This is a genomic window from Streptomyces sp. NBC_00461 (assembly GCF_036013935.1).
In the GTDB taxonomy this organism is placed as follows: Bacteria; Actinomycetota; Actinomycetes; order Streptomycetales; family Streptomycetaceae; genus Streptomyces.
Genome location: NZ_CP107902.1, coordinates 3,586,465 through 3,604,100, shown reverse-complemented (window position 1 = coordinate 3,604,100; position 17,636 = coordinate 3,586,465). Strand labels below are relative to the sequence as shown.

At 71.2% G+C, this 17,636-nt stretch carries 14 protein-coding genes; 4 read left to right on the top strand and 10 right to left on the bottom strand.

What is annotated here, in order from left to right; genetic code table 11:
• Nucleotides 1-22: 22 nt before the first annotated feature.
• A complete protein-coding gene (locus OG870_RS16935; protein WP_266840286.1) occupies nucleotides 23-658 on the bottom strand; it encodes a hypothetical protein in 636 nt (211 codons plus the stop codon).
• A gap of 140 nt (nucleotides 659-798) precedes the next feature.
• Entirely contained in the window at nucleotides 799-2,592 is a 1,794-nt protein-coding gene (locus OG870_RS16930) for a glycoside hydrolase family 3 protein (RefSeq protein ID WP_266840288.1), read from the bottom strand.
• 582 nt (nucleotides 2,593-3,174) lie between these two features.
• On the opposite strand from OG870_RS16930, the gene aroA reads away from it, so the two are divergent.
• Nucleotides 3,175-4,437, top strand: coding sequence for a 3-phosphoshikimate 1-carboxyvinyltransferase (aroA, locus tag OG870_RS16920; protein ID WP_266840289.1), 1,263 nt, complete (start codon nucleotides 3,175-3,177; stop codon nucleotides 4,435-4,437).
• Nucleotides 4,438-4,562: 125 nt separating this feature from the next.
• On the opposite strand, the gene OG870_RS16915 is transcribed toward aroA, so the two are convergent.
• From OG870_RS16915 to OG870_RS16905, 3 genes are all read right to left on the bottom strand, one after another.
• Complete coding sequence (locus OG870_RS16915; RefSeq protein ID WP_266514862.1) at nucleotides 4,563-5,363, bottom strand: sugar phosphate isomerase/epimerase family protein; 801 nt, start codon at nucleotides 5,361-5,363, stop codon at nucleotides 4,563-4,565.
• Nucleotides 5,364-5,374: 11 nt separating this feature from the next.
• Entirely contained in the window at nucleotides 5,375-6,307 is a 933-nt protein-coding gene (locus OG870_RS16910; RefSeq protein WP_266584386.1) for a bifunctional helix-turn-helix transcriptional regulator/GNAT family N-acetyltransferase, read from the bottom strand.
• Between the two features lie 337 nt (nucleotides 6,308-6,644).
• Entirely contained in the window at nucleotides 6,645-7,691 is a 1,047-nt protein-coding gene (locus OG870_RS16905; protein ID WP_266514856.1) for a LacI family DNA-binding transcriptional regulator, read from the bottom strand.
• Between the two features lie 308 nt (nucleotides 7,692-7,999).
• On the opposite strand from OG870_RS16905, the gene OG870_RS16900 reads away from it, so the two are divergent.
• From OG870_RS16900 to OG870_RS16890, 3 genes are read left to right on the top strand one after another with little or no spacing between them, the layout of a single operon-like run.
• A complete protein-coding gene (locus OG870_RS16900) occupies nucleotides 8,000-9,157 on the top strand; it encodes a Gfo/Idh/MocA family protein (protein WP_266584388.1) in 1,158 nt (385 codons plus the stop codon).
• A complete protein-coding gene (locus OG870_RS16895) occupies nucleotides 9,154-10,305 on the top strand; it encodes a dihydrodipicolinate synthase family protein (RefSeq protein ID WP_327691057.1) in 1,152 nt (383 codons plus the stop codon). The genes OG870_RS16900 and OG870_RS16895 overlap by 4 nt, the downstream gene beginning before the upstream one ends.
• A 29-nt stretch (nucleotides 10,306-10,334) precedes the next feature.
• On the top strand, nucleotides 10,335-11,132 hold the full coding sequence (locus OG870_RS16890) for a sugar phosphate isomerase/epimerase family protein (RefSeq protein WP_266927670.1): 798 nt from the start codon (nucleotides 10,335-10,337) through the stop codon (nucleotides 11,130-11,132).
• Nucleotides 11,133-11,432: 300 nt separating this feature from the next.
• Here OG870_RS16890 and rbsD read toward each other — a convergent pair whose 3' ends face one another.
• From rbsD to OG870_RS16865, 5 genes are all read right to left on the bottom strand, one after another.
• The gene (gene rbsD, locus OG870_RS16885) at nucleotides 11,433-11,822 is read right to left on the bottom strand and encodes a D-ribose pyranase (protein ID WP_266514844.1); all 390 of its coding nucleotides are present in this window, start codon (nucleotides 11,820-11,822) and stop codon (nucleotides 11,433-11,435) included.
• A complete protein-coding gene (locus tag OG870_RS16880) occupies nucleotides 11,819-12,721 on the bottom strand; it encodes a ribokinase (RefSeq protein WP_266584394.1) in 903 nt (300 codons plus the stop codon). The genes rbsD and OG870_RS16880 overlap by 4 nt, the downstream gene beginning before the upstream one ends.
• A 176-nt stretch (nucleotides 12,722-12,897) precedes the next feature.
• Nucleotides 12,898-14,847 carry an ABC transporter permease/substrate-binding protein gene (locus OG870_RS16875; protein WP_266584396.1) on the bottom strand — a complete coding sequence of 650 codons (1,950 nt, stop codon included), beginning with the start codon at nucleotides 14,845-14,847 and terminating at the stop codon, nucleotides 12,898-12,900.
• On the bottom strand, nucleotides 14,837-16,366 hold the full coding sequence (locus OG870_RS16870; RefSeq protein WP_266584398.1) for a sugar ABC transporter ATP-binding protein: 1,530 nt from the start codon (nucleotides 16,364-16,366) through the stop codon (nucleotides 14,837-14,839). The genes OG870_RS16875 and OG870_RS16870 overlap by 11 nt, the downstream gene beginning before the upstream one ends.
• Nucleotides 16,363-17,418: a LacI family DNA-binding transcriptional regulator gene (locus OG870_RS16865; protein WP_266584400.1), complete on the bottom strand. Its 1,056-nt coding sequence runs from the start codon at nucleotides 17,416-17,418 to the stop codon at nucleotides 16,363-16,365. Before OG870_RS16865 ends, OG870_RS16870 begins: the two co-directional genes overlap by 4 nt.
• Between the last annotated feature and the right edge of the window lie 218 nt (nucleotides 17,419-17,636).

Genomic DNA, 17,636 nt, shown 5'->3' with positions numbered 1-17,636 from the left:
CTGTGCCCGGCCGTTGCTCACGTCACACCGGCCGGGCACAGCCCACCGGCTGCCTGCCCTCCAGCTGCACGTACAGTGCCGTCCCCGCGGGGCAACGGGTGCGCTTGGCCACCGCCTCCACCACCTTGTACTGCGGCTTCTTCCTGCCGCTGCCGTCGCACGCCGTCTCGCGGACCTGCCCGTTCCCGGAGCCGTAGACGCAGTCGCCGACGATGGTGCGTGGCCCGCCCCCGCCGCCCGGGTCGCCGGGGTGCGGTGGCTCCAGATCGCGCATACAGGCGTAGCCCTGCGGCACCGAGCCGTCGCCGTCCTCGTCGGAGGACGGACTCTGCTCGCTGATGTGCAGGACGAAGTCCGTGGTCGCCGGGCACAGCGGGCCGTCGCCCACCTTGCCGTCATGGCGTGCCACCACCCGGGCGAAAGCCCGCTCACTGGTGCACGGCACCTCGGTGAAGCTCGTCGTACCGAAGGAACTGCACTCGTCGACGGCGAGGAACACCGACCCGTAGCCGGAGGGCTGCGTCGAGGTCGTCCTCGGTGCCGCACTGGGCTCGTCACCCTTGCCGGACGCGGACGACAGCACCTGGCAGCCCGTCGTCAGGGCAGCGACCAGTACCAGCAGTGTGCAGACCACCCCCACAAAACTTCTCTCACGCATCGCGATCCCCCCGGGCACCTCCCCAGATGACCCGCCCCCAGCGTGACCCGCCGCAGCGGGCACACGCCAGACGCGCGGGATGCTTTGGGCTAATTGGTGGTCGTACGCCGGGTGTGTTACGTACGGGCCCTACGTCCCGTCTAGTACGACAGCCCGTAGCCGATGGGGTACAGCACCTGCGTCGGATCGTCGGCCTTCTGCACCGGCACCGGCAGCCGCCCGCGCGGCGCGACCTTCCCGGCGATCACCCGCGCGGCCGCCCGCAGTTCGACGTCGGTCCAGGAGTACGACGCCAAGTGGACGGGGACGGAGGGGAGTTGGGCCACGTCGTACGGGTTGCGGACGGCGAGCGCCACGACCGGCCTCCCGGTCGCGACCAGCTGCGCGGCGAGGGTCTGCTGCGCGTTGCCCGCCGTGACGTTGTAGGTCGCCACGACCACCGCGTCCGCGTCCTGTGCCGCAGCGACCGCCTTGGCGATGGTGGCGGCGGAGGGGGCCGTACCGGTGGACAGGGCCGTCGCGGTGAATCCCAGGTCGGTGAGGGCCTTCGCGAGAACGCCCGTCGGCGGGCCCGTCGTCCCGGAAGGAGAGGCCGGATCGGCGCCCACGACCAGGATCTTCCTGTGCGTACGGCGGGACAGCGGCAGCAGCCTGCCCTCGTTGACCAGCAGTGTCGTCGTCCGCTCGGCGATGCGGTCGGCCGCCGCGAGATGCGCCCCGGTGCCGACCATGCGGTCCACGCCGCGCCCGTCGGCGTACGGCTGCTCGAACAGCCGGAGCCGTGCCTTCAGCCGCAGGATCCGCAGCAGCGACTCGTCGAGCCGCGCCTCGGTCAGCTCGCCGTCCTGCACGGCCTTCAGGACGGCGTTCCAGGCGACGGCAAGGTCGGGCGGGTTGAGGAGCTGGTCGACGCCGGCCTTGAGCGCCAGCACGGGAACGCGGTCGTCGCCGTATTTCGTCCGTACGCCCTCCATGCCCAGGGAGTCCGTCACCACGACCCCGTCGTAGCCGAGTTCCCCCCGCAGGATGCCGGTGAGGATCGGGTGGGAGAGGGTGGCCGGGTCGCCGGAGTCGTCGAGGGCCGGGAACTGGATGTGCGCGGTCATGATCGAGCCGATGCCCGCCCTGACGGCCGCACGGAAGGGGACGGCGTCGAGCTTCTCCCACAGTTCGCGGCTGTGGGTGATGACCGGGAAGCCGTAGTGGCTGTCGACGGCGGTGTCGCCGTGCCCGGGGAAGTGCTTGGCGGTCGCGGCGACCGACGAGCTCTGGTACCCGGCGACCTCGGCGGCGACCAGACCGGCCACCGCGTCCGGGTCGGCCCCGAAGGAGCGGACACCGATGACCGGGTTGGCCGGGTTGATGTTCACGTCGGCGTCGGGGGAGTAGTCCTGGTTGATGCCGATCGCGCGCAACTCGGCGCCGGAGATGCGGCCGAGGGTGTGCGCGTCCCGGCGTGAACCGCCGGCGCCCATGGCCATCGCGCCCGGGAAGAGGGTCGCGGGTGCGCCGACGCGGCAGACGATGCCGTGCTCCTGGTCGGTGGCGACGAGGACGGGCAGACCGCGGGGCTGAGTGAGGGAGGCGCGCTGGATGCCGTTGGAGAGGCCGGCGATCTGGTGGGGGTCCCGGGTGTTGTGCGCCCAGGTGAAGTAGATGATGCCGCCCACGCGGTACCTGGCGATCAGCTCGGCGGCCGTGTGGACGCCGATCTCCTTGAGGTTGGCGTCGATGTCGGCCTGGTCGGGCGCGGTGGCGGAGTGACCGTACACGCGCATGACGAAGAGCTGGCCGACCTTCTCGGGAAGGGTCATGCGGGAGATGAGCGAGCGGAGCTTCTTGTCGTCGGGTGTGCCGGCGTAGGCGTCGGTGCCGATCGCCAGGGCCGCGGTGACTCCTGCGGTGGCGGCGAGAACGGTACGTCTGGAGGGCACGTGCGCTCCTTCCGGAGTGATCCGTTGGAGATCAACTGAAGGAAACTTCCAAGGAGTCAGCAATAGTGGGAAAGTTTCTGCCAGTCAAGGGAGCGCGCAGCAACCGGAGAGGGGCCGCCATCGGCGCTGTTGGAGGGGGGCGCGCCGATGGCGGCGTGCTGCCGGCCGCAGTACGGCGGAGAGGGTAGGTCAGCGATCGCAGCCAGCAGCGAGGGCCGACACCGCACGGCGGAGACTCATCCGGTCAGCTTGCGGGTTGGACGAACCGTAAGGGGGGCTGGTTCCCGCGTTCCGGGCGATTCCCGGAACTTGGTGACCGAGGGGTCACAGGGCCGGATGAGGCGTGATGTTCGGCCACTGCTCCTGCAGTGTGCGTACGGTCCCTGCGATCGCCGGACGACGAGCGGCTCCTTTGCGCCACAGGGCGTACGACCGCCTTGCCGGAGCCGGGTCCGGGCGAACTCCGGCCACCCCGGCGGGCGGCGGGCCGCTCTCCGGCTTCGGTGACACGCGGGCGACGGGAAGAGGTCCATCCCGTGGACGCGGCAGCGTCGCCGGTGACGGGCGGCCGATCATGAGGCCATGCCCGTAGTCGACATCCCCGGTTCCAAGTCCATCACCGCCCGCGCGCTCTTCCTGGCGGCAGCGGCCGACGGCGTCACCACCCTCGTACGGCCCCTGCGCTCGGACGACACGGAGGGCTTCGCCGAGGGGCTGGTGCGGCTCGGGTATCGCGTCGGCCGGACCCCGGGCGCCTGGCAGGTGGACGGCCGCCCGCAGGGCCCTTCACTGACCGAGGCGGACGTGTACTGCCGGGACGGCGCCACGACGGCCCGCTTCCTGCCGACGCTCGCGGCGGCGGGCCGCGGCACGTACCGCTTCGACGCGTCCGAGCAGATGCGCCGCCGCCCCCTGCTGCCCCTGACCCGCGCCCTGCGCGACCTGGGAGTCGACCTCACGCACGAGGAAGCCGAGGGGCACCACCCCCTCACCGTACGGGCGGCGGGCGTCGAGGGCGGCGAGGTGGTCCTGGACGCGGGCCAGTCCTCGCAGTACCTGACAGCGCTCCTGCTCCTGGGCCCGCTGACCCGCCAAGGCCTGCGCATCCGGGTCACCGACCTCGTCTCGGCACCGTACGTGGAGATCACGCTCGCGATGATGCGGGCGTTCGGGGCGGAGGTGGAGGTGGAGGTGGAGCGGGACGCCGACGTGTTCGTGGTCCAGCCCGGCGGCTACCGTGCCACGACCTACGCGATCGAGCCCGACGCGTCCACGGCGAGCTACTTCTTCGCGGCGGCGGCGGTGACGCCGGGCGCCGAGGTGACGGTGCCGGGGCTGGGCGTGGGGGCCCTGCAGGGAGACCTCGGCTTCGTCGACGTCCTGCGCAGGATGGGCGCGGAGGTCTCGGTGCGCCCGGACGGCACGACGGTCCGGGGTACGGGCGTGCCCCACGGTCTCACCGTCACCATGCGGGACATCTCGGACACGATGCCGACGCTGGCCGCGATCGCGCCGTTCGCGGACGGTCCGGTGCGGATCGAGAACGTCGCGAACACCCGCGTGAAGGAGTGCGACCGACTGGACGCGTGCGCCGAGAACCTGCGACGGCTGGGGGTCGAGGTGGCCACGGGCCCGGACTGGATCGAGATCCACCCGGGCCCACCCGCCGGGGCCGGCACGCAGATCAAGTCCTACGGCGATCACCGCATCGTGATGTCCTTCGCGGTCACCGCGCTGCGCGCACCGGGAATCTCGTTCGACGACCCCGGCTGTGTACGGAAGACCTTCCCCGCTTTCCACGAGGCGTTCGCGGAGCTGAGGGGCGTACTGGGGTACGGCCGGTGAGCTGCTCCTGAAGGCATGACAGGGCGCGACGGGGACTGCGAGGGCGGGCGGGGACGCCGTACGGCCGTCCCCGCGACCAGCCCCCACCGGCCCGCAGGTTCATCACCGCGCTTCCGGCGGAGCGCTCAGGCGCACTCGTTGAGCAGTCGCGCCAAGTGCTCCCGTCCCGCCGCCAGCAGCTCCTGCAGCGGCGCCGCCTCCTCGTACCACCGCTTCTCGTACTCCCAGCACAGCCAGCCGTCCCAGCCGTGCCGGGAGAGGACCTCCACGCACTCGGTGAGCGGCAGGACGCCGGCGCCGAGCGCGAGCGGGGTCGTGTCCTCGGCGGAGGCGATGTCCTTGACCTGGACATAGCCGAGGAACGGCGACAGGGCGGCGTACGACTCCGACGGCTGCTCGCCGCCCAGCCAGGTGTGCATGACGTCCCACAGGGCGCCGACATGACGGTGGCCGACCGGGCCCAGGATCCGGATCGCGTCGGCTGCCCTGCGATGCGAGTCGTGGGTCTCCAGGAGGATGCGTACGCCGAGGTCGGCGGCGTACTCCGCGGCCGTGCCCAGCCGCCGGGCGGCCAGGGCGTCGGCGCGCTCGGTGGTCTGTTCGTGGTCCGCGCCGGGGAAGACCCGGACGTAGGGGGCGCCGAGGTCGCGGGCGAGGTCGAGGAGGCGGCGGATCTCCTCGATCACGGGGCCGTCGTCGCCGGGCGCGGCCACGCGCACGTACCCGGCGAGGCCCAGGATCTCGATGCCTCCCGCCTTGAACTCGGAGGCCACGTCGGCCCGTTCGGAGAGGTCTATGCCCGGGTGGACCGGCTCCTCCGGGTGGGCGCGCAGCTCGACGCCGTGGTAGCCGTGGGTGGCCGCGAGCCGGACCACGTCCGGGATGGGCAGGCCGGGGACGCCGAGGGTGGAGAACGCCAGTCTCATGGTCCCTACTGTCACCCCGGGGAGCCGTGCAGGTCCAGCCGCCAGTCCTGGCCGGTCAGGTCCTTTCCGAACGAGCGGTGCGGTTTCTCGGCGACCAGGACGAAACCGTGGCGCTGGTAGATGCGGCGGGCGGCGCCGAGGACGTCGTTGGTCCACAGCACGACGTCGCGGTAGCCGACCTCGCGGGCGAAGTCGACGACGGACCCCACGAGCCGGTCGCCGATGCCGAGCCCCCGCGCCTCGGGCTCGACCAGCAGCAGCCGCAGCCGAGCGGTGGCCGGGGCGTCGTCCCGTACGCACATGATGCATCCCACCGGCCGGCCGTCGACCTCGGCGATCCACACCCGCTCCAGATGCGGGTCGTGGTCCTCGGCGAAGTCGGCGACGATACGGGCCACCAGCCCCTCGTAGTCGGCGTTGAAGCCGTACTCGGCGGCGTACAGCGCGGCGTTGCGCTGGACGATCCATCCCAGGTCGCCGGGACCGGGCTCGCGCAGGACGACGTCCTCGCGGCGGGGCGGGCGGCCGTCGGAGAGGATCTCGCGGACCGTGCGCATCGCCTCCGACAGGCGGGGCCGGTCGGCGGAGGGCACGGTGGCCAGGAGCGCGCCCACGGACTCGTTGGCCCGCTCGGCGAGCAGGCCCGCGGTCTCACGCCCGCGCGAGGTGAGGGTGACCTCGCGGCGCCGGGGATCACGCGCGGACGGTGCGCGCTCGATCAGCCCGTCGTCCTCGAACTTGTTCAGGATCCGGCTCAAGTACCCGGCGTCCAGGGAGAGTTCGGTCCGCAGATCCACCGCGTCGGTACGCGGGGAGTGCGCGAGTTCGTAGAGCACCCGGGACTCGGTCAGCGTGTACGGGGCGTACAGCTGGCGGCTGTAGTCGAGAGCGCCGATGACGTTCGTGTAGAAGCGGTTGAAGGTGCGGATGTCCTGGACGGTCATGAGTGCCGACCCCCGAATGGTTGACCCCGAACAGTTGACTCAGTCAGAGATACCGTCGGGTCGAGACTAGGACACCCACGCCCCTGGGACTACCCCTCGTCGCCCACCGGCCGGCAGACACCCACCTGCACGCCGGACTTGCCCCTGACCGTGGAGACGAGTGCACGCCGGTCCTGCCCCTCGCCATGGAGACGAGTGCACGCCGGTTCTGCCCCTCGTCATGGAGACGAGCTCGAACCCCCGCCCGGCCCCGTCCGTCCACCACGGCCCGAGCGCCGGTGCGGCCACCCCCTCGGTGTCGCCCCTCAGTCGCGCGGCCGCCCCTCAGCGGCACCCTTCAGCCGCGCGGCCCCCCAGAGGACCCCCGGACCATCAGCTCTCCCCGAACCGTCGCGATGTCCCCGGGCGGCGGCTCCTCCCGCCCCATCGCGATCCGCCCGGCCCGCGCCCCCGCCTCCGCCAACGGCAACCGCACCGTCGTCAGAGCGGGCACCGCGTCGATGCTGAACGGCAGATCGTCGAAGCCGGCGACCGACACGTCCTGAGGAATCCGCAGCCCGGACTCCCGCAGCGCGGCACACGCCCCCAGCGCGACGGAGTCGTTCGCCGCGACCACCGCTGTGAGGGACGGATCCCGGCGCAGCAGCTCAAGCGTCGCCTCGTACCCCGAGGTCCGGTCGTAGCGACCCCACACCGTCCACCGGGGATCCTCCTCGATCCCCGCCGCGGCCAGCGCCGCCCGGTGCCCCTCAAGGCGGTGCCGCGTCGTCGTCCGTTCCTCCGGCCCCGCGATGTACCCGAGCCGCCGGTGCCCGAGACCGATCAGGTGCTCGGTGAGCCGCTGTCCGCCGCCGCGGTTGTCGAAGGCGAGCGCGATCGCTCCGGTGTCCGGTGCCGGCGGCCGCCCGCACAGCACCACCCGCGTCCCCGCGTCCGTCAGCTTCCGCAGTTTCGCCGCCACCGCCGCCGCGTGCGGCGCGTCCTGAATGGCTCCGCCGGTCAGCACGACCGCCGCCGCCCGCTGGCGCTGCAGCAGGGTCAGATAGGTCAGTTCACGCTCCGGCGAACCCCCCGTGTTGCAGACGACCGCCAGCCGCTCGCCCCCGGCTCGGCCCCCGGGCCCCCCGATCTCCGCCTGGATCGCGCTCGCCATGATCCCGAAGAACGGGTCGGCGATGTCGTTGACGAGAATCCCCACCAGGTCGGAAGTGGCCGCGGCCAGCGAACTCGCGGGCCCGTTCAGCACGTAGTCCAGCTCGTCGACCGCCTTCAGCACCCGCTCACGGGTGGATGCGGCCACGGGATAGTTCCCGTTCAGTACGCGCGACACCGTCGCGGGCGAGACCTGCGCGCGGGCCGCCACGTCCGCCAGGGTCACCGTCATCTCGTCGTCCTCCGGTCACGCATCTCGTCGTACCTGTCGTACGCCCTCATCGGTTCGTGGTACGCCCTCGTGGACAGGTCGACCCCAGGCCCCCCGGTTCCGAGCACGTCGAGCAGACCTTACGGCCACAACCCCCCGCTGTTCGTCCCCTCGAACAACTCGAAGCGGTCACGGTCTTGTCGGAACCACCGCTCAGAGGCTAGCTTCTCCATAGATAGAAAGCGCTTGCTGTGACGCTCGTCAGTGAGGCCGACGCGGCGCGCGCATCCGCGTACGACGCTGAGTACGACGCCTGCGAAGGGAATGACGTGACACGCAAGACGGTGCGTATCGCCATGAACGGTGTGACCGGGCGCATGGGCTACCGCCAGCACCTGGTCCGTTCCATCCTGGCCATCCGCGAACAGGGCGGCCTCGACCTCGGTGACGGCACCGTGCTGTGGCCGGAGCCGATCCTGGTCGGCCGCCGTGAGCACGCGCTCAAGGCGCTCGCCGAACAGCACGGCCTGGACCCGGCGAACATCTCCACCGACGTGGACGCGGTACTCGCCGACCCGACCGTCGACATCTACTTCGACGCCCAGGTGACCTCGGCCCGCGAGGAGGCGATCAAGAAGGCGATCGCGGCGGGCAAGCACATCTACACCGAGAAGCCCACCGCCACCGGCCTCGACGGCGCCCTGGAGCTCGCCCGCCTCGCGAACGACGCGGGCATCAAGCACGGCGTCGTCCAGGACAAGCTCTTCCTCCCGGGCCTGCTGAAGCTCAAGCGCCTCATCGACGGCGGCTTCTTCGGCCGGATCCTGTCCATCCGCGGCGAGTTCGGCTACTGGGTCTTCGAGGGCGACTGGCAGGCCGCCCAGCGCCCGTCCTGGAACTACCGCGCGGAGGACGGCGGCGGCATCGTCGTCGACATGTTCCCGCACTGGGAGTACGTGCTGCACGAGCTGTTCGGCCGGGTGAAGTCCGTCCAGGCCATCGCCACCACCCACATCCCGCAGCGCTGGGACGAGAACGGCAAGCCCTACGACGCCACCGCCGACGACGCCGCCTACGGCATCTTCGAGCTCGACGGCGGCGCGATCGCCCAGATCAACTCCAGCTGGGCCGTGCGCGTGGGCCGCGACGAACTCGTCGAGTTCCAGGTCGACGGCACCGAGGGCTCCGCGGTCGCCGGCCTGCGCAACTGCCGCGTCCAGCACCGCACCATGACCCCCAAGCCGGTCTGGAACCCCGACATCCCGGCCACCTACTCCTTCCGCGACCAGTGGCAGGAGATCCCGGACAACGAGGAGTTCGACAACGGCTTCAAGGCCCAGTGGGAGCTGTTCCTCAAGCACGTCTACGCCGACGCCCCCTACCACTGGGACCTCCTCGCCGGCGCCCGCGGCGTCCAGCTCGCCGACCTGGGCCTGAGGTCCTCGGCCGAGGGCCTCCGTCTCGACGTACCGGAGATCGCGCTGTGACCATCCAACTCCCCGACTTCAAAGGCGGGTTGAGGGCGTACGACCCCCGCCCGGAGCCCCTCGCCCTCACCACCGGCTCCCCCTTCACCTCGCGTACGGTCTTCTCGGCGGCCCACGTCGTCGCCGACCCGTACGCGGACGTGTCGCCCGACTCGCCCGCCGCCGTCGACTGGGACGCCACCCTCGCCTTCCGCCGCCACCTGTGGTCCCACGGGCTCGGTGTCGCGGAGGCCATGGACACCGCCCAGCGCGGCATGGGCCTGGACTGGGCGGGCGCGGCCGAGCTGATCCGGCGCAGCGCCGCCGAGGCCAAGGCGGTCGGCGGCCGGATCGCCTGCGGCGTCGGCACCGACCAGATCGCCGCCGGATCCCTCGTGGAGGTCCGGGCGGCCTACGAGGAGCAGCTCACCCTCGTCGAGGAGTCCGGCGCGCAGGCCATCCTGATGGCGTCCCGGGCGCTGGCCGCCGCGGCGTCGGGCCCCGAGGACTACCTGGAGGTCTACGGCCACCTGCTCCGCCAGGCCGCCGAGCCGGTGGTCCTGCACTGGCTGGGCCCGATGTTCGACCCGGCGCTGGAGGGCTACTGGGGGTCGAGCGACCTCGACACGGCGACGGACACCTTCCTGGAGGTCATCGCCGCCCACCCCGACAAGGTGGAGGGCATCAAGGTCTCGCTCCTGGACGCCCAGCGGGAGATCGACATCCGCCGCCGGCTCCCGCAGGGCGTGCGCTGCTACACCGGCGACGACTTCAACTACCCCGAGCTGATCGCCGGCGACGAGCAGGGCTTCAGCCACGCCCTGCTCGGCATCTTCGACCCGCTGGGCCCGCTGGCGGCGGAGGCGGTCCGGGTCCTCGACACGGGGAACACGGCGGGCTTCCGCGCCCTGCTCGACCCGACGGTCGACCTCTCACGCCACCTCTTCCAGACCCCCACCCGCTTCTACAAGACGGGCGTGGTCTTCCTCGCCTGGCTGGCCGGCCATCAGTCGCACTTCACGATGGTCGGCGGCCTCCAGTCGGCCCGCTCCCTCCCGCACTTCGCCCGCGCCTACGAACTGGCGGACGGCCTGGGCCTGTTCCCCGACCCGAAACTGGCCGAGGAACGGATGAAGAACCTGCTCGCCCTGTACGGAGTGGCCCAGTGACCGCGCTCGAACGCTTCAGCATCAACCAGATGACCGTCAAGCAGCTGGCGATGCCCGAACTGGTCGACTCCTGCCTGGAGTTGGGCGTGCCCGGGGTGGGCCTGTGGCGCGAACCGGTCCAGTCGTACGGCCTGGAGGCGACGGCCAAGCTGATCCGCGACGCGGGCCTGACCGTCACCACCCTGTGCCGCGGCGGCTTCTTCACGGCGATCGACCCGGCCGAGCGCACGGCGGCCCTCGCCGACAACCGTCGTGCGATCGACGAGGCGGCCACCCTGGGCACCGACACCCTGGTCCTGGTCTCCGGCGGGCTGCCGGCCGGCTCCAAGGACCTGCACGGCGCCCGGGAGCGCATCGCCGACGCGCTGGGGGAGCTGGGCCCGTACGCCGAGGCGCACGGGGTCCGCCTGGCCATCGAGCCGCTGCACCCGATGTACGCCGCCGACCGCTGCGTGGTCTCGACGCTCGCCCAGGCGCTCGACCTCGCGGAGCGCTTCCCGGCCCAGCAGGTCGGCGTCACCGTCGACACGTACCACATCTGGTGGGACGACAACGCGCCCGCGCAGATCGCCCGGGCGGGCGCGGGCGGCCGTATCCACTCCTTCCAGCTCGCCGACTGGACCACACCGCTGCCCGAGGGCGTGCTCACCGGCCGCGGGCAGATCGGCGACGGCTCGATCGACATGCGGGAGTGGAAGGGGTACGTGGAGGCGGCCGGCTACACCGGCCCCATCGAGGTCGAACTGTTCAACGACGCCCTGTGGGCACGGGACGGCCGCGAGGTACTGACGGAGACGGCCCGGCGCTTCGCCGAGCACACCGGCTGACCCGCCGGTTGACACACCGGCTGACCCGCCAGCTGACGATCAGAGCCCTGGGTGGCCGCTGACCTGGGCGGACGCCGCAGCCGAGGCCTCGCGAAAAAAATCTGAAGAACTTGTACAACCCTTCCCCCACTACGCGGGTCGTACTTGGCATCAGGACTTCTCGGAGGGGGATCCGGGGGGATCGCGGGGGTTCTGATGGTGGAGGGGAAAAGCCGAGGGGGCCCGGTCGACGGATCGGGCCCCCTCGAATTTGTCCCGGTACCAGAAACTGGGTACCAGAACCCGGTACTGGAACCCGTACTAGAAGAAGACCCCGCACCGCAGGAGCACGTTCGCGTACGGTCGTGCCTCGCCCGTGCGCACCACCAGCCGTGCCCCCGCCGACAGCTCCTTGAGCCGCTCGTGCGACACCAGCTCCAGCGTGGGGAAGTGGCCGTCCAACAGGGTCGACGCCGCTGGGTTCGCGCCCCGGATCTCCGTCGCCGCCGTAGCCCCCTCCACCACCAGCTCGGCCAGCAGCCCGTCCAGTACCTCCTCGAAGGCCGGCACCCCCGCGCGGAACGCCAGGTCGACGACCTTCGGACCCCTGGGTATCGGCATGCCCGCGTCGCACACCAGCACTCCGTCGCCGTGGCCCAGCTCGGCCAGCGCCCCGGAGAGATGACGGTTCAGGATTCCCGCCTTCTTCACAGCGCCTCGACCTCCTCGGCCGTCGGGAAGGACACCTGGGCGCCCTCCTTGGTGACGGCGGCCGCGCCGACGCGGGCCGCGTACGCCGCGGCCTCGGCGAGGGACGCCCCCGCGCCCAGCCGGAACGCCAGCGCCGCCGTGAACGCGTCGCCCGCACCCGTCGTATCGACCGCGTCCACCTTCACCGAAGGCACCCGCGTCACCTCTCGCCCGTCTGCCACCAGTGCCCCCTCCGCGCCCAGGGTGACCACGACCGAGCGTGGGCCCTTGGCGAGCAGCAGCCGGGCCCAGTCCTCGGGGCGGTCGGAGACGCATGCGTCGCCGAGCACGACCTTGGCCTCGTGCTCGTTCACGATCAGCGGGTCGCAGGCCGCCAGCACCTCCGGCGGCAGGGGCTGTGGCGGGGACGGGTTGAGGACGAAACGGCTGTCCGGGGTCAGACCGCGGACGATCTCCTCGACCGTCTCCAGCGGGATCTCCAGCTGCGTCGAGACGACACGCGAGGCCTGGAACAGACAGGCCGCGGCCTGGACGTCGGCCGACGTGAGCTTCCCGTTCGCTCCCGGCGACACCACGATGCTGTTGTCCCCGGAGGGGTCGACGGTGATCAGCGCCACCCCCGTCGGCGCCCCGCCGACCAGCACGCCCACCGTGTCCACGCCGGCGGTCCGCTGCGAGTCGAGCAGCAGCCTGCCGTACGAGTCGTCGCCGACCCGGGCCAGCAGAGCCGTACGGGCGCCGAGTCGGGACGCCGCGACCGCCTGGTTCGCGCCCTTGCCGCCCGGGTGGACGGCCAGGTCGGAACCGAGCACCGTCTCGCCGGCGCCCGGCCGGCGCTCGACGCCGATCACCAGATCGGCATTGGCCGATCCCACGACCAGCAGGTCGTAGTCGTACATCAAAAGGACTCCCCGTAGTACATCGAGCCGTGCATCGAGACGCACATCGCTTCGCACATCGCCACGCACATCGCGTCGTGCATCGCGGCGTACGTCAACACGACTCCTCTGAGAGATGACTTGAGGCGGGCGGTCGTCGTCACCAACGGACGACGACCGCCCGCCCGTTCCCGTCGTCAGCCGCTGAAGCCGGCCACGTTCTCCTTCGTGACCACCTTCACCGGCACCTTCACCGTCTCCTCGACCGTCTTGCCCTGCAGGGCCTTCAGCGCGTTGTCCACGGCGATCCTGCCCAGCTGCGAGGGCTGTTGTGCCACGGATGCGTACAGAGTGCCGGATTCGACCGCCTTCAGCCCGTCCGGGGTGCCGTCGAAGCCGACGACCTGGACCGACTTTCCGGCCTTGGAGCCGAGGGCCTTGATCGCGCCGAGGGCCATCTCGTCGTTGGCGGCGATGACGCCCTGGACGTCCGGGTGGGCCTGCAGCAGGTTCGACATCACGTCGAGGCCCTTGGTGCGGTCGAAGTCGGCCGGCTGCTGGGCGACGACCTGGATGCCCGGGTAGGCCTTGAGCCCGGCCGCGAAGCCCGCGGCGCGCTCACGGGCCGCGGAGGTGCCCGCCTGCCCCTGAAGGATCACGATCTTGCCCTTGCCGCCCAGCTTCTCGCCGATCGTCCTGGCGGCGAGTTCACCGCCCTTGACGTTGTCGGAGGCCACCAGGGCGTCCACGGTCGCCTTGTTGACGCCGCGGTCGACCGCGATGACCGGGATCCTCGCCTTGTCGGCGGCCTTCACGGAGTTGCTCGCCGCGTCCGAGTCCACCGGGTTGACGATGATCGCGCCGAGGCCGGAACTGGTGAAGTTCTGCAGCTGGTTGGCCTGCTGGGAGGCGTCGTTCTGGGCGTCCGTGACGGTCAGGTCCACGCCCAGCTTCCTCGCCTCGGCCTGGGCGCCCGCCCGGATCTGCACGAAGAAGGGGTTGTTGAGGGTGGACAGGGACAGACCCATCTTCGGGGTGGTCGCCGGCGACCCGCCGTTGTGGAGGAAGGAGGTCGCGCCGACGAGAGCCACGGTGACGACCGCCGCCAGTGCGTACGTCCCCGCCTGCTTGCCCCTGTTGCCACCGGTGCCGGCGGCCAGCGGCGTCGCCCCGGCCTTGCGGCGCAGCGTGTCGAGCAGTACCGCCAGCGCGATGACGACACCGATGACGACCTGCTGCCAGAAGGCGGAGACGTTCAGGAGGTTGAGGCCGTTGCGCAGCACCGCCAGGATCAGCGCGCCGATCAGGGTGCCGGACGCCTTGCCGGTGCCACCGGCCAGCGAGGCACCGCCGATCACGACCGCGGCGATCGCGTCCAGCTCGTAGCCGTCGGCGGCCTGCGGCTGCGCGGAGGACAGGCGGGAGGCGAGCACGATGCCCGCGACCGCCGCGAACAGGCCGGAGAAGGCGTAGATCGCGAGCTTCTGCTTCTTCACCCGCAGACCCGACAGTCGGGCCGCCTCCTCGTTGCCGCCGATCGCGTACATGGAGCGGCCGATGTACGTCCGGCCCAGCACGAACGCGGCGATCAGACCCATCACGATCATGACCAGCACCGGCACGGGCAGCCAGCCACCCAGCGTGTCGCCGAGGTGCGAGACCGAGGCGGGGAAGGGGATCGGGGAGCCCTCGGAGATCACCAGCGACAGACCGCGGGCCACCGAGAGCATGGCGAGCGTCGCGATGAACGGCGGCAGTTTGCCGTAGGCGATCAGGAATCCGTTGACGAGACCCGCGGCGATACCGGTGGCGACGGACAGCACGACCGCCAAGGCGACCGGCACGCCGTGCGAGGTGGCGGTCCAGGCGAGGACGGTGGCCGACAGGGCCGCCACCGAGCCGACCGACAGGTCGATGCCCGCCGAGACGATCACGAAGGTGACGCCGAAGGCGAGGACGGCGGTCACGGCCGCCTGGACGCCCACGTTGAGCAGGTTGTCGGTCGTCAGGAAGTCCCCGGACAGCGCCGACAGGGCGATGACCAGGACGATCAGCGCGGTGAGCGCGCCGTTGTCGAGCAGGAGACGGCGCAGGCCGCTCGTGGCGCTTTTGGCGCCCGCCCTGCTCTTGAGCGTGTCAGTGGCCACGGCTGGCCTCCGTTCCGGTCTTCTCGTTCGTGGGGTTGCTGACGGCGAGCGCCATCACGGAGTCCTGGGTGGCCTCGTCGGCCGAGAGTTCGCCCGCGATCCGGCCCTGGGCCATCACCAGCACCCGGTCGCTCATGCCGAGCACCTCGGGCAGATCGCTGGAAATCATGAGTACGGCGGCGCCGGCCGCGGTGAGTTCGTTGACGAGCTGGTAGATCTCGACCTTGGCGCCGACGTCGATACCGCGCGTCGGCTCGTCGAGGATCAGCACCTTGGTGTCGGCGAGGAGCCACTTGCCGATGACGACCTTCTGCTGGTTGCCGCCGGACAACGTCCGTACGTCCTGGCCGAGTCCGGCCATCCGCACCCCGAGCTGCTCGGCGATCCGGGCGGCCGACTCGTGCTGGGCCTTGAGATCGACGAGGCCCCCGCGCGTGGCGGCCCGCATGGTCACCAGGCCGAGGTTCTCCTCGACGGACGCGTCGAGCACCAGCCCCTGGCCCTTGCGGTCCTCGGGCACGAGTCCGATACCGGCCGCCATGGCGGCGCTGACGTCATGCCCCTTCAGGCCCGCCCCGGCGACCTTCACGGCCCCCTTGTCGTAAGGGTCCGCGCCGAACACGGCCCGTACGACCTCCGTACGGCCCGCTCCGACGAGCCCGGCGATGCCGACGACCTCGCCGGCGTGCACCTCGAAGCTGACGTCGTGGAAGACACCGTCGCGGGTCAGGCCCTCGACGGTGAGCAACGCGGCGCCCGCGTCGGCCCGTTCGCGCGGGTACTGCTGCTCGATCGAGCGGCCCACCATCAGGCGTACGAGTTCGTCCTCGGGCGTGGAGGCGGGCACCTGCCCGACGGACTTGCCGTCCCGGATGACCGTCACCCGGTCGCCGAGGGCGGCGATCTCGTCCAGGTGGTGCGTGATGAAGACGATCCCGACGCCGTCCTCGCGCAGCTTGCGCACGATCGCGAAGAGCTTCTCGACCTCCTCGGAGGTGAGCACGGCGGTCGGCTCGTCCATGATCAGCACGCGCGTGTTCAGACTCAGCGCCTTCGCGATCTCGACCATCTGCAGGCGCGCGATGCCGAGTTCGCGCACACGCGCGCGTGGCGACACGTTCACGCCCACGCGCGCGAGGAGGACCTCGGCGTCCGCCTCCATCCTCTTCCGGTCGATCATCCCGAAGCGGCGCGGCTGCCGCCCCAGGAAGATGTTCTCGGCGACGGTGAGGTCGGGTACGAGGTTGAACTCCTGGTAGATGGTGGCGATCCCGAGGCGCTCGGAGTCCTGCGCACCATGGATGCGCACTTCCTCGCCGCCGGCCAGAATCCGGCCGGCGTCGGGCGTGTACGCACCCGACAGCATCTTGATGAGCGTGCTCTTGCCCGCGCCGTTCTCGCCGAGGAGCACATGCACCTCGCCGCGGTGCAGATCGAAGTCGACGCCGTCGAGCGCGACGACTCCGGGAAAGCTCTTCCGTATGCCCTCGATGCGCAGCAACTCGTCCGGGTTGCTCACGACTGGCTCCTCTTCCTTACGGGGGACGGCTCGGGGGGAGCCGCCCGGTCTGGCGAAGCGAGTGACTCGCCGCACGAGCGGCGTGCGACGAGACGGGCGGGGAGGGTGACGGACTGCGGGGTCCGTCCCTCGATGCGGTCGACCAGGGCCCGTACGGCGGCCCGGCCCAGTTCGCCGGTGGGCTGGGCGATCGCGGTGATCGGCGGATCGATGTGCACGAACCACGGGATGTCGTCGAACGCGGCCAGCGCGAGGTCCTCCGGTACACGCAGCCCACGCGCGCGTACGGCGTCCAGGGCGCCCAACGCCATCAGGTTGTCGGCGGCGAACACGACCTCGGGCGGCTCGGGCAGGTCGAGGAAGCCCTCGGTGACCCGCCGTCCGCTCTCGGCCTGGAAGTCGCCCTGTCCGATGTAGGTGTCGGGAAGCCCGAGTCCGTACTCGGCGAGCGCCTCCCGGAAGGCCTCCACGCGCTCCCGCCCGGTCGTGGTGGCCGCGGGCCCCGCGATGATCGCGAGCCTGCGATGCCCCAGCCCGTGCAGATGCGCCACGAGGTCGCGGACGGCGGCCCGCCCGTCCGCCCGCACCACCGGCACGTCGAAGCCCGGGATCCACCGGTCGACGAACACCATGGGCGTCCCGGCGCGCGCGGCGTCCAGCATCAGCGGCGAGCCGCCGTCGGTGGGGGAGACCAGCAGTCCGTCGATACGGCGGTCCAGCAGGTTCCGTACGTGGTGGTCCTGGAGGTCGGGCCGCTCGTCGGCGTTTCCGATGATGACGCTGTAGCCGAGCGCGCGGGCCTCTTCCTCGACGGAGCGGGCCAGCTCGGTGAAGTACGGGTTCATCACGTCGCTGATGACCAGGCCGAGGGTGTGGGTCTGGTCGGTGCGCAGCGAACGGGCGACGGCGTTCGGGCGGTAGCCCAGCGCCTCGACGGCGGCCAGCACGCGCGTGCGTGCGTCGGCGCTGACCGACGGATGGTCGTTCAGGACGCGCGACACCGTGGCGACGGAGACCCCCGCCTCGGCTGCGACGTTCTTGATGCTCGCCATCGCCGCTCCACCTCCTTGTGGAATCGATTACATCGACGTGTAAGGAGGATTGGAATCGATTACAAGGATGTTGCGCAAGCCCCCGAGATCAGATCGTGATCGTGACGGTGATCGTGACTGCGATCGTGATGAGGGGGTCGGCGTCGATCAGGGGTCGGCGTATCAATGGTCGCCGTGGTCGCCGTGGTCGCCGTGGTCGCCGTGGTCGCTGAGGTCGC